Below are 16,025 nucleotides of genomic sequence, written 5' to 3' on the forward strand. Positions count from 1 at the left end.
AATTGTGTTATCAATTCCGCTAAATACCTCTGGATCTAATCCTGAATATTTAGTAATTACAAACGCATTTTGAACGCCTGCGCTTAATCTTACTGAAGCTTTTCCTTCTAACCAATTAGGGAATGTATATCCTAATGTAATATTGTCCATTCTTAAGAAAGATGCATTTTCAATATAATAATCAGAGAAAATTACATTATTCCCTGAGCTTGCAAAGTTTGAATCAAAAGTACTTGTTGGTACGTTTGATAAAATTGAATTAGCAAACATATTATTAGTATATGCGTTTCCAGAATTCACGTTGTTATACATTCTGTTTCCAATACTTGCTCTTAAGTTAAATGAGAAATCAAAATTATATACATTCATTATAGATTGAAATCCTAATAATACATCTGGATCTGTATTACTTCTAATGTATTTATCTTTGTCATTAATAATATTATCACCATTTAGGTCGGCAAAACCACCTTCAATTGGAGTTCCATCAGGATTATATAATTGTTGAAAAACATAAAATGAATTTGGTGTCCAACCTTCAGTAAACACTTGAATGTTTCCACCTGTTCCACCACCAATACCTCCAGTAGGAGTATTATTAACTGTTTTCAAAGATTTAATTCTTCTTTCAAATTTAGAAGCATTGAAATTAACATTCCAATTGAATTTTTCTTTTTTAACAATTTCAGCATTTAACGTGAATTCAACCCCTTTAATATCTAAACTTCCGATATTTTGAGGTCCAAAGTTTGAAAAGTTAGAACCGTCAGCAAAAGGAGCATTAAATAATAAATCTTCTGATAATTTGTAATATCCTTCAATCGATCCAGAAATTCTGTTATTGAATAAACCGTAGTCTAAACCTACATTATATGTTGTGGTTTCTTCCCATTTTAAATTTGGATTGTAATCTCTAGGTAATCCTACTGTAATAGGAGATGTTCCAAATACATACTGTGAACCTGGTGTCCCTGTTGTATATTGTGGTTGAAAATAATCTCTTCTTCCTCTTCCTAAATCTTGTTGTCCGGTAATACCCCAACCTGCTCTAAGCTTTAAGTCAGAAATTGTTTTGCTATTTGCAAAAAACTCGTTGTTTAATTTCCAAGCAAACGATGCTGCTGGGAAGTTACCAAATTGGTTTTCTTTTGAAAACACAGAAGTTCCGTCTCTTCTATACGTTAACGTTAATAAGTACTTGTCTTTATACGTTAAGTTTGTTCTAGCAAAATATCCAATTAAAACTCTATCTGTTGATCTATCTAAGTCAGAAAAATCAGCAGTAGGATTTAATACATTTCCAGAATTAAATCTTTCCTCCTCAAATTTTTGGTATGAATAACCTGCAGTTCCTTCAAAATCTAATTGTCCGAATTTTTTGTTATAAACAAAATACCCATCTAATAATTTATTTGTGAAAGAAGAAGTATAGTTAGATCGCTCTCCAAATTTATCAGTTAATGCGTTACCACCATTTCCATCAGATATTGCAGAATTTCTTGCAACCGTTGGAGTTCCTTCACCTTTAGATTGATCATATCCAAGGTTTACAACTGCTCTTAATTCAGGTAAAAAATGGAATTTATAATCTAATTGGAAGTTACCTAATATACGGTTTACTTTACTAGCACTTGAGCTTTGCATAATTTCCGCTACTGGATTTCTAGGTGCTAACGGTGTTAAATTTCCGTTAGATGCAGTGTATTCATAAAAACCACCCCATTGCGAGTTGGCATCATAAACTGGTTTCGTTGGATCAAATCTAATTGCGCTTCCAATAGGTGTTCTAGCAAAATTATTTTTTTCGTTAGAAATGTTAGCGTTTAAAGTTAATTTTAAATGATCATTAAATAAACTTGGGCTTAAATTTAAACCTGCAGTATTTCTGTTAAATTTATCTGTCATGATCAAACCTTCTTGGTAGGTATTTCCAACACTTAATCTTGCAGGAATTTTATCAAATAAACTACCACTCAAGTTTAAGTTATTCGTAACATAGTCTGTTTGTTTAAAAATTTCTTCTTGCCAATCTGTATTGTAGATAGTTCTACTTTCATTGATATTTGGCGTAGCAGGGTTATCTGCAATTCCAGAAGGCACTCCAAGAGTTCCAACTTGTGCAGGATATAATTCTTGTGCTTTAGCTACAAATTCATCTGAACTTAAAACATCAATTTTTCTGTAGTGTTTACCGCTTCCGTATTGGAAATTGTAATCTACTTTCAATTTTTTTCCGCCTTTTTTAGTTGTAATGATAATTACACCATTAGAAGCTCTTGAACCATAAATAGCAGTTGCAGAAGCATCTTTTAATACAGAGATAGATTCTACTGTATTTGGATCTAAAGTAGCTAAAAAGTTTCTTGATCCTGAAGGCGATTCATTAGAAATTGGTAAACCATCCACAACAATTAAAGGATCATTTGTTGCACTAATTGATGCACCACCTCTAATTCTAATAGCTGAACCACTTGCTGGCCCACCTCCTGTGTTAATTTGTAAACCTGCAACTCTACCATTTAATAAATTTTCAACAGTTGGTGTAGCACCTTTGTTAAAATCTTTAGCAGAAATTTGAGTTACCGCGCCAGTAGCGTCTTTTTTCTTAACTTTACCGTAACCTACTACAACTACCTCTTCAATTCCTTGTCCGTCTTGTTGTAAAGAAACTGAAATGTTTTGTTGATTAGTGTAAGCAATGGTTTCTGTTTTGAATCCCAAAAATGAGAAAGAAACATTGTCTCCTGATTTAACATTTTTCAAAGTAAATGTTCCATCAGAATTTGTGAATGTTCCATTTGTTGTTCCAGTAATTGCTACTGAAACGCCAGACATAGCTTGGTTGCTAGATGCGTCTGTTACTTTACCTGTTAAGGTGTTTTGAGCCAAAACACTTAATGGTAAAACGAGCATAAAAAACAGTAATTTTTTTAGCATTGTTTTCATACATTTTGTTTAAATTAATAGTCAGTTTTTTGCTTATATATTCACTTCAAAGGTTAAATTTATGTAAAATTTTCATTAATCAAAATCTATTGAAATTTATTACGCAACGAAAACGTTTTCGTGTTGAAAACTTTATTATTTATGCATCTTTTTTACTGAAAATGAATAGGATAAATAATTTTTTTCGGATAAAAATTCCACTTTCATAATTTCGAAAAAAAAAGGCTACTTTTCTACTTAAAATAAAAGAAGTATCTTGTAGCCGAAAATCGAATTTAATTCAAAATTAAAATGAGAAGAAAAGTAACCTTAAAGCAAATTGCAAAAGAGCTGGATATTTCTATTTCAACCGTCTCAAAATCATTAAGAGACAGTCACGAAATCAGTGAAGAAACAAGATTAAAAGTGAAAGCTTTTGCTAAATTGTATAATTATAAGCCAAATAATATTGCGTTAAGTTTAAAAAACAAAAAAACAAAAACCATAGGAATTATTATACCTGAAATTGTACATCATTTCTTTGCCACAGTTATTAGTGGAATAGAACATGTGGCCAATGAATTTGGTTATAATGTTATTGTGACGCTTTCGGACGAGTCTTTTGATAAGGAAGTGATCAATCTTGAAATGTTGGCCAGCGGAAGTACGGATGGTTTTATCATGTCGCTTTCCAAAGAAACGCAACTAAAAAAAGATTTTCACCATTTAGAAGAAGTTATTAACCAAGGGATGCCAGTAGTACTTTTTGACCGCGTTACAAATGATGTTTTTTGCGATAAAGTAATTATTGACGATCAATTGGCAGCTTATAATGCAACTGAATTTTTTATCACAAATAAATATAAAAATATAGCCCTAATAACTACTGTTGACTATGTAAGTGTAGGAAAACTTCGTACAGAAGGCTATTTAAAAGCGTTGGCGGATTATGATGTATCAATTAATGATAAATTAATTATTAAAGTAGAAGACATAGACCATTGTCAGGATCAAATTATCGATTTAATTACAAATAATGCTATTGATGCCGTGTTTGCTGTGAATGAATTATTTGCCGTAACAGCCATTAAAGCGATTAATAAAATTGGTAAAAAAGTACCAGATGATATTGCGGTTATAGGGTTTACGGATGGAATTATTTCACAATTTTCAACGCCAACAATTACTACGGTTAGTCAGAATGGAATAAAAATGGGTCAAAAAGCGGCAAAAATGCTAATTGAACGTCTTGAAAAAGAAGAAGATGACGAACAATACACTACTGAAATTATAGAAACTGAATTAATTTTTAGAGAATCTACGACAACGTAATAGTTTATCTAACTATATAAAAATCAATACATTAAAAATTAATTTTTACTATATTCGCTGTTTTTTGAGACAAATTTTTTAGATTATTTAAAATAATTTACTTTAATTTGTGTCTATCAAAGCTTATATTTCACTTCAAAAATTAAGTATAGTTTTGATAAGCACATAAAAAACGCTTATCGTAGTATTAACAACTAATTACGATAAATGGAAAAGCGTAAGTTACGTTTCTGGGAAATTTGGAACATGAGTTTCGGATTCTTAGGGATACAGTTTGGTTTTGCCTTACAAGGAGGCTTCATGTCAAGAATTTTTCAAACCCTTGGTGCCGAAGTAGACGACATTCCAGGTCTCTGGGTTGCCGCACCTTTAACTGGTTTGTTGGTTCAGCCAATTGTTGGATATTTATCTGACAATACTTGGAGTCCAAAATTCGGAAGAAGAAAACCATTTTTTCTTATTGGAGCCATTTTAGCTTCTATTACTTTGTTTTTTATGCCACATTCTCCTGCATTATGGATTGCAGCAGGCTTGTTATGGGTTTTAGATTCTTCTATAAATATTAGTATGGAACCTTTCCGTGCTTTAGTAGCTGATAAACTACCCGAATCACAGCGTTCAAACGGATTTGTGATTCAAACGTTAATTATCGGAATTGGAACCTGGATTGCCAGTAACTTACCGTGGTTAGTTAATAAATTGGGCGTAACTAATGAAGCAAAAGCAGGTGTCATTCCACAATCGGTAATTGTAGCTTTTTCTGTTGGCGCATTTGTATTTTTTGCAAGTATTTTATATACTATATTTACTACAAAAGAAAATCCACCAGAAGATTTAAATCAATTTCTTACCGAAAAAAAAGAATCTCGCTTTATTCCAGATTTAATAATTAGTTTGAAAGAAATGCCTTCAACCATGAAAAAATTGGGATTAATTCAATTTTTTAGTTGGTTTGCATTTTTTACCATGTGGAGTTTATCTACACCAGCACTAACAGAACATGTTTTTCACTCTCCAAAACCAGATGTAAAAGAATTTGCAAAATTGGACGATAAAGGAGCTGTTCTAAAAAACAACAAAGAAGAAGTTGTTTTTCTTAGCACATTAAAAGAGCAAGAATATCAAGCAAAAGATAAAGTATACAATAATGCCGCCGATTTAGTAGGTTCTGCAACTGGTGTATATGGATTGTCTTCAATGGTTTTTGCCTTGTTACTTACCTTTTATACGATGAAAAACAAAATAAATAGAAAATACATTCACATGGCTTCTTTGATTCTGGGTGGATTAGGATTTATTTACATGTTTTATGCCACACCAGAAACCTTAATGTATTCGTTTATATTAATTGGTTTTTCTTGGGGAAGTATTTTGTCGATGCCTTATGCTATGTTGTCAAGTTCAGTCAATCCAAATAAAATGGGAATGATGATGGGGCTTTTCAATATGTTTATTGTAATTCCACAAATTATTGCTGCACTTGGAGGAATCAATTATTTATATAAATTAATTGGTGAAGCACACATTAATGCCATGCTTTTGGCTGGATTATTATTAATTATTGCAGGGTTATGTAATTTCTTTATTACAGATAAAAATGCAATTTCAGGTTAAACAAAAAGAATGAACAAAAAAGCATTTATATTCGATTTAGACGGCGTAATAGTTGACACCGCCAAATTTCATTTTTTGGCATGGAAAAAATTAGCGGATAGTTTGAATATTAATTTTACACACGAAATCAACGAACAACTAAAAGGCGTAAGTCGCGTGCGTTCGTTAGAAATTATTTTATCTCAAGGAAATGTGCAAGCGTCACAAGAAGATAAAAACAATTGGTTGGTTCAAAAAAATGAAGACTATTTAGCATTTGTGCATCAAATGGACAAATCTGAAATTTTACCTCGTGTAGAAGAAGTTCTTCAGTTTTTAAAAACAAACCATCAATATGTTGTATTGGGTTCGGCAAGTAAAAATGCCCGACCAATTTTAGAAAAAGTAAACATTCTGCATTATTTTGATGCACTTGTTGACGGAAATGATGTAACCAATGCCAAACCCGATCCAGAAGTTTTTCTGCAAGGAGCAAACCAAGTCCAGGTGGCGTACAAAGACGCAATTGTTTTTGAAGATTCAGTAGCTGGTATTCAAGCGGCAAATGTAGCTGGAATGACCAGTGTAGGTATTGGCGAGAAAGAAGTATTACACGAATCGGATTTTTGTTTTAGAGATTTTACAGAAATGAGTAACGATTTTATAATGCAATTAATTAACAAATAGAAATTGTCAAACTGACGAATAGAAAATTGACAAATTAGAAAGAAAATGAATCAGGATTATATCGTACCAAATAATTGGTCAATCATAGAAGAAGGATTTGAAGCGGATAGAGTAAAATCTTCCGAAAGTTTATTTAGTATTGGAAATGGTGCTATGGGGCAACGTGCCAATTTTGAAGAGCATTACTCAGGTGATACGTTTCAAGGTAGTTACATTGCTGGGGTATATTATCCAGATAAAACAAAAGTAGGCTGGTGGAAAAATGGCTATCCCGAATATTTTGCTAAAGTATTAAATGCACCAAATTGGATTGGTATTAATATAGAAGTTAATGGCGAAAATTTAGACTTAGCTACGTGTAAATCAGTTTCAAACTTCAGACGTGAATTGAATATGCAAGAAGGTTGGTATCAACGTTCGTTTCAAGCTATACTTCAAAATGATGTAGCTATTTCAGTTGATGTTACTCGATTTTTATCTTTAGATATTGACGAATTAGGAGCAATAAAATACCAAGTTACACCAATAAATACCGATGCAAAAGTAGTTTTTAAACCGTATTTAGATGCCGGTATTGAAAATGAAGATACCAACTGGGAAGAAAAATTCTGGGAAACCTTAGAAATTAAAAACGAAGAAAATAGTGCATTTATTGTGGCTCGAACTTTAAAAACAAAGTTTACAGTTGCCACTTATATGCAAAATCAAATTATAGTAAATAACGAAATTACCGATGTAAAACCTGTTGAGGTAACAAAAGAAGCGTCAAAAATTATGTTTTCTTATGAATTGGCTGCCACACAAGGGCAAACAGTAAGTATACAAAAATTTGGTGGCTACACCATTTCTACCAATCATAAAGAAGAATACCTTATTTCTTCCGCAAAAAAAGTATTGCTTCAAGCGACTACTTTAGGTTATACTACTTTATTGGAAAATCAAAAATTGGCTTGGGCTAAAATTTGGGAAATGAGCGACATCACTATCGAAGGCGACACTAAAGCACAACAAGGTATTCGTTTCAATATTTTTCAATTAAATCAAACCTATTTAGGTAAAGATTCACGCTTAAATATTGGTCCAAAAGGCTTTACGGGTGAAAAATACGGAGGTTCAACCTATTGGGATACTGAAGCGTATTGCATTCCGTTTTATATGGCAACAAAAGATCAAAATGTAGCCAGAAGTTTATTAGAATACCGATACAATCAATTGGATAAAGCCATCGAAAATGCTCAAAATAATTTAGGGTTTAAAAACGGCGCAGCACTTTATCCGATGGTAACTATGAATGGTGAAGAATGTCATAACGAATGGGAAATTACTTTTGAAGAAATTCACCGAAATGGCGCTATTGCATTTGCTATTTATAACTATTACCGTTTCACAGGTGATTACAGCTATATTCCAGAAAAAGGATTAGAAGTTTTAATCGGAATTGCTCGTTTTTGGCACCAAAGAGCCACTTTTTCTACAAACAAAAATCAGTTTGTAATTTTAGGCGTAACAGGTCCAAATGAATACGAAAATAACGTAAATAATAACTGGTATACCAATTATATCGCAAAATGGTGTATCAATTATACGTATGCTCAAATTGAAAAAGTAAAATCGGAATATACTTCTGATTACGAAAGAATTATGAGCAAAGTAAACTTAAATGATACCGAATTACAATCTTGGAAAAATACAGCAGACAATATGTATTTTCCTTTTTCGGAAGAACACGGCGTATTTTTACAACAAGATGGTTTCTTAGATAAAGAATTAGTAAAAGTTTCCGATTTAGACAAGTCACAACGACCAATTAACCAAAAATGGAGTTGGGACAGAATTTTACGTTCGCCATACATAAAACAAGCCGATACACTTCAAGGTTTTTATTTCTTTGAAGATGATTTCACCAAAGAACAATTAGAAAGACATTTCGATTTTTACGAACCATTTACAGTTCACGAAAGTTCACTTTCACCGTGTGTGCATTCTATTCAAGCAGCTGCTTTAGGAAGAATGGAGCAGGCATATACCTTTTATTTAAGAACCTCTCGTTTGGATTTAGATGATTATAATAAAGAAGTGCACGAAGGATTACACATTACATCTATGGCAGGAACTTGGATGAGTATTGTCGAAGGTTTTGGAGGAATGCGTGTAAAAAACAACCAATTGCACTTTGAACCAAGAATTCCAGAACAATGGAAAGGCTATTCGTTTAAAGTCAATTTTAGAAATGCTATCGTTAAAATAGAAGTAAACCATCAAGAAACCAAAGTTTCTGTAGAAGGAAATCAAGAAGTAGAAGTAATCATTAATGGCGCATCGCAATTAGTAAAAAATTAATAAAATGAAAAAAATTGTATCGTTTATCCTTGTTTTAACAGCTATTTTTGGGGCTTCTGCCCAAGAATTTCAATCGCCAAATGGTAATTTTAAAATGTCGTTTTCACTTGGAAATGACGGTACACCTATGTATCAGCTTTTTTTTAAAAACAAAGAAGTAATTAAAAAAAGTAAATTAGGTTTAGAATTACAAAAGGATAAAAAGTCGTTAGTAAACGATTTTAAAGTGATAGATACCAAAGAAAGCACGTTTAACGAAACGTGGAAAACAGTTTGGGGTGAAGAAACGCAAATTCAAAATCATTACAACGAATTAGCCGTTACATTAAAACAAAATGAAACCGATAGAGAAATCATTGTTCGTTTTCGTTTGTTTAATGAAGGTTTAGGTTTTCGATACGAATTTCCTCAGCAAAAAAACTTAATTTATTTCGTAATAAAAGAAGAAAGAACTGAATTTGCAATGACTGGAAATCACACAGCGTTTTGGATTCCAGGTGATTACGACACACAAGAATACGATTACACGGAGAGTAAATTATCTGAAATTAGAAGTTTATTTAGAGGTGCAGTTTCAGAAAATGCTTCACAAAAACAGTTTTCAGATACAGGCGTACAAACGTCTTTAATGATGAAAACAGCTGACGGATTGTATATCAACATTCACGAAGCGGCACTAATTAATTATTCGTGTATGCATTTGAATTTAGACGATAAAAACTTTGTATTTCAATCGCACTTAACGCCAGATGCTAAAGGAAATAAAGGTCATATTCAAGCACCAAGTGTTTCGCCTTGGCGAACCATAATCGTTAGTAATGATGCCAGAGAAGTTTTAGCATCAAGAATGACGTTAAACTTAAACGAACCTTGTAAAATTAAAAACACCACTTGGATTAAACCTGTAAAATATGTTGGCGTTTGGTGGGAAATGATTACCGGTAAAAGCTCTTGGGCATATACAGATGATTTGCCTTCTATTCAACTTGGCGTAACAGATTATACTAAAGTAAAGCAAAGTGCCAAACACGCGGCAAATACCAAACACGTAAAAGAATATATCGATTTTGCAGCATTACACGGTTTTGATGCCGTTTTAGTAGAAGGCTGGAACGAAGGTTGGGAAGACTGGTTTGGTCATGAAAAAGATTATGTTTTTGATTTTATTTCGGCGTATCCAGATTTTGATGTAAAAGGAATTCACGAATATGCAAAATCTAAAGGAATTAAAATGATTATGCATCACGAAACGTCTGGCGCTACAAGAAATTACGAACGTCATTTAGACGTAGCGTATCAGTTTATGAAAGACAATGGATACAACGCTGTAAAAAGTGGTTATGTTGGAAATATTTTGCCTTTAGGCGAGCACCATTACAGTCAATCTATCTTAAATCATTACCAATATTGTATTGAAAAAGCGGTAGATTATGAAATTATGGTGAATGCACACGAAGCCGTTCGTCCAACAGGAATTTGCAGAACGTATCCAAACTTAATTGGAAACGAATCCGCTCGCGGAACGGAATTTCAAGCATTTGGAGGTTCTAAAGCAAATCACACTACTTTATTGCCTTTCACCAGATTAATGGGTGGACCAATGGATTACACACCCGGAATTTTTGAAATGGATATTGCAAAACTAAATCCAGGAAATAATTCACATGTAAATACAACTATTGCCAATCAATTAGGATTGTATGTGGTAATGTATTCGCCTCTTCAAATGGCGGCTGATTTACCTGAAAATTATAACCGATTTTTAGATGCCTTTCAATTTATTAAAGATGTTCCAGTGGAATGGGCAAGTTCAAAGTACGTAGAAGCAGAACCAGGTTATTATATCACAACGGCTCGTAAAGATAAAAATTCAAACAATTGGTTTGTAGGAAACGTGAACGGATTAAATGCAAGAACTTCAACCATAACTTTAGATTTCTTAGAAAAAGGTAAAAAATATGAAGCTACAATTTATGCAGATGCTGCCGATGCACATTACAAAACGAATCCGCAGGCGTATAAAATCACGAAACAAAAAGTAACATACAAATCAAAACTGCAACTAACAACTGCACCAGGTGGTGGTTACGGAATTAGTATTGTTGAGGTTAAATAAAAGATAATACAAAACGCTTGTCAAACTGAACTTGTTTCAGTTTCTCATTAAATTAACTTAGATCCTGAAACGAATTCAGGATGACAAAAAGTAAGCTATGAAAAAATTAATTCTATTATTCTTAATTACAATTTCAGTAAGTGTTTCGGCACAAATTGATAAGGTAGAACCGCCTTTTTGGTACGAGAACATGACAAACAATCAGGTTCAAATTATGTTTTATGGTAAAAATATCGCTCAAAATACCGTAACGGTTTCAAACGGCGTAGTTATTACTCAGGTTCAAAAAACAGAGAATCCAAATTACGTTTTCGTAACAATTGATTTGAAAAATATAACAGCACAAGAGTTGATTTTTACTTTTAAAAACGGTAAAAAATCATTCAATCAAAACTATTCGATTAAAAAAAGAAAGGAAAATTCACGTAATCGTAAAAGTTTTGATTCGTCGGATATGATGTATTTAATTATGCCTGACCGATTTGCCAATGGAAACGAAAAAAATGATTCGGATTCAAATTTACAAGAAAAAGCTAACAGAAGTCTGCCTGGCGGAAGACATGGTGGAGACATTCAAGGTATCATAAATAATTTAGATTATTTGCAATCGCTTGGTGTAACAGCACTTTGGAGCACGCCTATGTGTGAAGATAACGACAAAGGCTATTCGTATCACACGTATGGGCAATCAGATGTGTATAAAATTGATGCCCGTTATGGAACAAATGAAGAATATGTGCGCCTTTCTTCAGAAATGAAAAAGAGAAATATGAAGTTAGTGAAAGATTATGTAACGAATCACTGGGGAGCAGAACATTGGATGTTTAAAGATATGCCAACGTACGATTGGTTTCATCAATTTCCAGGTTACAAACAAAGTAACTACCGAATGACCACACAGTATGATACAAACGCTTCTGCAATAGATGCCAAGCTTTGTATGGATGGCTGGTTTGTGCCAAGTATGCCCGATTTGAATCAATCGAATCCATTAGTATTAAATTATCTAACTCAAAATGCCATTTGGTGGATTGAATATGCCGATTTAGATGGATTTAGAGTAGATACATATTCATATAATGATAAAGCAGGAATTGCAAAATGGACCAAAGCCATTACTGATGAATATCCCTATTTTAATATCGTTGGAGAAGTTTGGATGCACGATCAAGCACAAATTTCGTATTGGCAAAAAGACAGTCCAATTGCTAAAATTCAAAGCTATAATTCCTATTTACCAAGTGTTATGGATTTTACCATGCACGATGTTTTTGGGAATGTTTTTAACGAAGACAATACAAATTGGAACGACGGAATGTTTAAGTTTTATGAAAATTTCGTAAATGATTTTCTATACGACAACCCAAATAATTTATTAATTTTTGCAGAAAATCACGACACCAACCGTTTCAATTATATTTATAAAAACGATTTAAATAAATATAAAATGGCCATGACTATTTTAGCTACGATGCGAGGCATTCCTCAATTGTATTACGGTTCGGAAATTGGTATGGCGGGCGATAAAGGCAAAGGTGATGCAGACATTCGTCAGGATTTTCCTGGTGGTTGGGCTTCAGATAAAAACAATGCTTTTACGGCTTCGGGAAGAACAGCTGAACAAGCAAAATATTTCGATTTCACCGCTAAAGTTTTCAATTGGAGAAAATCGAAATCGGTAATCCATAACGGAAAATTAATGCATTATCTGCCAGATAATAACGTGTATGTATATTTTCGTTACAACGATACCGAAAGTGTAATGGTTGTGGTAAATAATAGCAAAGACAAACAAACATTAAAATTAGAAAGATTCAAAGAAAGTTTGGCTTCCTATTCAAGTGGAAAAGACATTATTTCGGATGCGAATTTCGATTTAAAATCAGAAATTTCAATTGAAGGAAAATCGAGCTTAATTTTAGAATTAAAAAAATAAGATTCAAATGAGATTTTGGTTTTTAATAGCGTTTAGTTGTATGTGTTTTTCACAAGAGAATATAAAAATCAGTGATTTGCAAAATAATAACGATTTTGTAGGACAAATAAAACGTATTGAAAACTTTCCATCAAAATATGTGGCTTCCAGAACGGTTGATGTTTGGTTGCCAATTAGTTATTCAGAAACTAAAAAGTACCAAGTGTTATATATGCACGATGGACAAATGCTTTTTGATGCGAAAACCACTTGGAACAAACAAGAATGGGGCGTAGATGAAAAAATGGATTCATTAACCCAAAAAAAAGCCATTAAAGAAGTAATTGTGGTAGCTGTTTGGAACATTCCAACCATTCGTCATTTAAATTATTTTCCACAGAAAGCAATTGATTTTTTAAGCGATTCGGATAAAAAATTTGTAATTGATGAAGCTAAAAAAATCAATTTAGATTTGACACAAATTTCATCAGATAACTATTTAAAGTTTTTAGTTTCCGAATTAAAACCATTTATTGATTCTCATTTTTCAGTGTATACCGATAAAGAAAACACCGCCATTATGGGTTCCAGTATGGGTGGATTAATTTCAATGTATGCACTTTGCGAATATCCAGATGTTTTTGGGAAAGCTGCTTGTTTGTCCACACATTGGATTGGTCTAAAAAATGTAGAAAACAATCCAATTCCAAATGCTTTTTTCAAGTATTTACAAGCTAAATTACCCAATCCAAAAACACATAAAATTTATTTTGATTTCGGCACAAAAACTTTAGATGCAGAATATGTAAGGTATGAAAAAGACGTCAATGACATATTAAAAGCTAAAGGATTTGATGCATCAAATTCAAAAAATTTAAAATTTGAAAACGCCGATCATACTGAAAAATCTTGGAACAAACGTTTAGAAATACCTTTACAATTTTTATTTAAATAGTTATGAAAAAATTAATAGTATTGGCATTAGTTGCCTTAAGTTTTACAAATAGTTACGCCCAAAAAGCAACTGATTTAACAAGTGATAAATTAGAAAATGCCGTAATTTACGAAGTGAATATTCGTCAATATTCACCAGAAGGTTCATTTAATGCTTTTACAAAAGACATTCCTAATTTGAAACAATTAGGTGTAAAAGTCATATGGATTATGCCAATTTTTCCTATTTCGCAAACGAAAAGAAAAGCAACAGGTGGCGATAACAGTAAATTTGCTTCAGAAATGCCAGCTGCGGAACAATATAAATATTTAGGAAGTTATTATGCGGTTTCTGATTTTAAGAAAGTAAATCCAGAATTTGGAACGCTTGAAGATTTTAGAAATTTAGTAAAAACCGCTCACGAAAATGGCATATATGTTATTTTAGATTGGGTACCAAATCACACCGGTTGGGATCATGTTTGGATTAAAGAACATCCAGAATATTACACAAAAAATGAAAAAGGGGAAATTATCGATCCAATCAATCCAGAAACAGGAAAAACTTGGGGTTGGACAGACGTTGCCGATTTAAATTACGACAATCAAAACCTTCGTGCAGCAATGACTGCCGATATGAAATATTGGCTTCAAAAAGAAGGAATTGATGGATTTAGATGCGATGTTGCCGGAAATGTTCCTGCTGATTTTTGGCAAAAAGCCATTCCAGAATTACGTGCTGTAAAAAATATCTTTATGTTAGCCGAAGCTTGGGAACCAGAATTATTGAAAGATAATTTGTTTGACATGGCTTATGGATGGGAAGCTCACCACACTATGAATAGAATTGCTCAAGGCAAAAACACAGTTGAAAATTGGGATAAATTAATAATTGACGATGCAAAAAAATATGCTTCAGATGATATTTTAATGAATTTTGTTGACAATCATGATGAAAATTCTTGGAACGGAACCATTCAATCTCGATTAGGTGCTGCTGAAGAAGCCATGACAGCTTTAACGTATGTTATGCCAGGAATGCCTTTAGTATATAGTGGTAATGAATATGGATTGAAACACAGTTTAAAGTTTTTCGAGAAAGATTCAATTCCAAAAACAAAAGGAAAAGAGTGGGAATTAAGAGCAAAATTAGGCCAATTAAAAAATGAAAATTTAGCTTTAAATGGAGGGAAAAATCCAGCTTCATATAAGCGAATTAAAACAAATGACGACACAAAAATTTTAGCTTTTGAACGTGAAAAAGACGGTAAAAAAATTATTTATATTGCCAATTTATCGAATCAAACTATTGAAACAAAAATTCAATTAAAAGGCGATTTTACTGATTATATCTCGGGTTATAAAATTCAATTTAGATCCGATGCGCCAATTGGACTTAAAGCTTGGCAATATTTAATTTTAACGAATTAACATAAATGAAAGAATTACCCGCGTTTTTAAAAGCACAAAAATATAAGAAAATAAAATTTAAGTTTTTAAAAACGCAACATTTACTAATTAAAGTAAAAGTAAATGGAGTAACTGGAAATTTCATTTTAGACACAGGTGCATCGAATACGTGTATTGGTTTTGATAGTATTGAAAAATATAATTTAAACGCTTTGCATCATACGAATGCTGCTGCAACTGCCAGCTCAACAACAATGCCTACCAAAATAGCAAAAGACAATTGCCTCCAAATTGGTTCTTGGAAGCAATTGTCTATTACTTTTATACTTTTCGATTTATCTCACGTAAACGAAGCCTTATCCCAACAAAAAATACAACCTGTCGACGGTATTATTGGTGCCGATGTGTTACTTAAAGGAAACGCTATAATTGATTATCCAAATCAGTATTTGTATTTGAAGTAGCGATTAATCGTTGTTTTTTAAATGAATAAAAAGCAATAATCGCGCTAAATAACATTAAGATACCTCCCAAAACAAAAGGTGCTCCAGGAAAATGAATAGCTGCATTTTTATTAGTAAAATTATAAAACACATTACTCATTAATGGCGGACCAATAATAGAAGTCACACTCATTAAACTGGTTAAAGTACCTTGAATTTCGCCTTGTTCATTAGCGGGAACATTTTCTGTAATTACAGATTGCAAAGCAGGACCAGAAATTCCGCCTAAACAATACGGAATTAAGAAGGCAAACATCATCCAACTTTCTGT

Annotated in this window: 11 protein-coding genes; 9 read left to right on the top strand and 2 right to left on the bottom strand. The window is 32.6% G+C overall.

Going from position 1 to position 16,025, the window contains the following annotated elements:
* Positions 1-2,946, bottom strand: a 2,946-nt coding sequence (locus ABWO04_RS05570) for a SusC/RagA family TonB-linked outer membrane protein (protein WP_353078087.1), incomplete at its 3' end; no start/stop codon positions are given.
* 291 nt (positions 2,947-3,237) lie between these two features.
* On the opposite strand from ABWO04_RS05570, the gene ABWO04_RS05575 reads away from it, so the two are divergent.
* The 9 genes from ABWO04_RS05575 to ABWO04_RS05615 all read left to right on the top strand — a co-directional run bounded on the left by ABWO04_RS05575 (position 3,238) and on the right by ABWO04_RS05615 (position 15,715).
* Positions 3,238-4,257: a LacI family DNA-binding transcriptional regulator gene (locus tag ABWO04_RS05575; RefSeq protein ID WP_353078089.1), complete on the top strand. Its 1,020-nt coding sequence runs from the start codon at positions 3,238-3,240 to the stop codon at positions 4,255-4,257.
* A 207-nt stretch (positions 4,258-4,464) separates the two neighbouring features.
* Positions 4,465-5,871 (top strand): MFS transporter, encoded by a 1,407-nt coding sequence (locus ABWO04_RS05580; RefSeq protein WP_353078090.1) that lies wholly within the window; start codon positions 4,465-4,467, stop codon positions 5,869-5,871.
* 9 nt (positions 5,872-5,880) lie between these two features.
* Positions 5,881-6,537 carry a beta-phosphoglucomutase gene (gene pgmB / locus ABWO04_RS05585; RefSeq protein WP_291242701.1) on the top strand — a complete coding sequence of 219 codons (657 nt, stop codon included), beginning with the start codon at positions 5,881-5,883 and terminating at the stop codon, positions 6,535-6,537.
* Between the two features lie 45 nt (positions 6,538-6,582).
* On the top strand, positions 6,583-8,877 hold the full coding sequence (gene mdxK / locus ABWO04_RS05590) for a maltose phosphorylase MdxK (RefSeq protein ID WP_353078092.1): 2,295 nt from the start codon (positions 6,583-6,585) through the stop codon (positions 8,875-8,877).
* A 4-nt stretch (positions 8,878-8,881) separates the two neighbouring features.
* Complete coding sequence (locus ABWO04_RS05595; protein WP_353078094.1) at positions 8,882-10,993, top strand: glycoside hydrolase family 97 protein; 2,112 nt, start codon at positions 8,882-8,884, stop codon at positions 10,991-10,993.
* Positions 10,994-11,090: 97 nt separating this feature from the next.
* Positions 11,091-12,929 (top strand): glycoside hydrolase family 13 protein, encoded by a 1,839-nt coding sequence (locus tag ABWO04_RS05600; protein WP_353078096.1) that lies wholly within the window; start codon positions 11,091-11,093, stop codon positions 12,927-12,929.
* A gap of 76 nt (positions 12,930-13,005) precedes the next feature.
* Positions 13,006-13,863: an alpha/beta hydrolase gene (locus ABWO04_RS05605; protein ID WP_353078098.1), complete on the top strand. Its 858-nt coding sequence runs from the start codon at positions 13,006-13,008 to the stop codon at positions 13,861-13,863.
* Positions 13,864-13,865: 2 nt separating this feature from the next.
* Positions 13,866-15,272: an alpha-amylase family glycosyl hydrolase gene (locus ABWO04_RS05610; protein WP_353078100.1), complete on the top strand. Its 1,407-nt coding sequence runs from the start codon at positions 13,866-13,868 to the stop codon at positions 15,270-15,272.
* 5 nt (positions 15,273-15,277) lie between these two features.
* A complete protein-coding gene (locus ABWO04_RS05615; RefSeq protein WP_353078102.1) occupies positions 15,278-15,715 on the top strand; it encodes a retropepsin-like aspartic protease in 438 nt (145 codons plus the stop codon).
* Here the strand turns inward: ABWO04_RS05615 and ABWO04_RS05620 are convergent.
* On the bottom strand, positions 15,675-16,025 hold a 351-nt coding region (locus ABWO04_RS05620), incomplete at its 5' end, for an MFS transporter (protein ID WP_353078104.1). The genes ABWO04_RS05615 and ABWO04_RS05620 overlap by 41 nt on opposite strands.

This window comes from Flavobacterium sp., from assembly GCF_040382755.1.
Taxonomy (GTDB): domain Bacteria; phylum Bacteroidota; class Bacteroidia; order Flavobacteriales; family Flavobacteriaceae; genus Flavobacterium.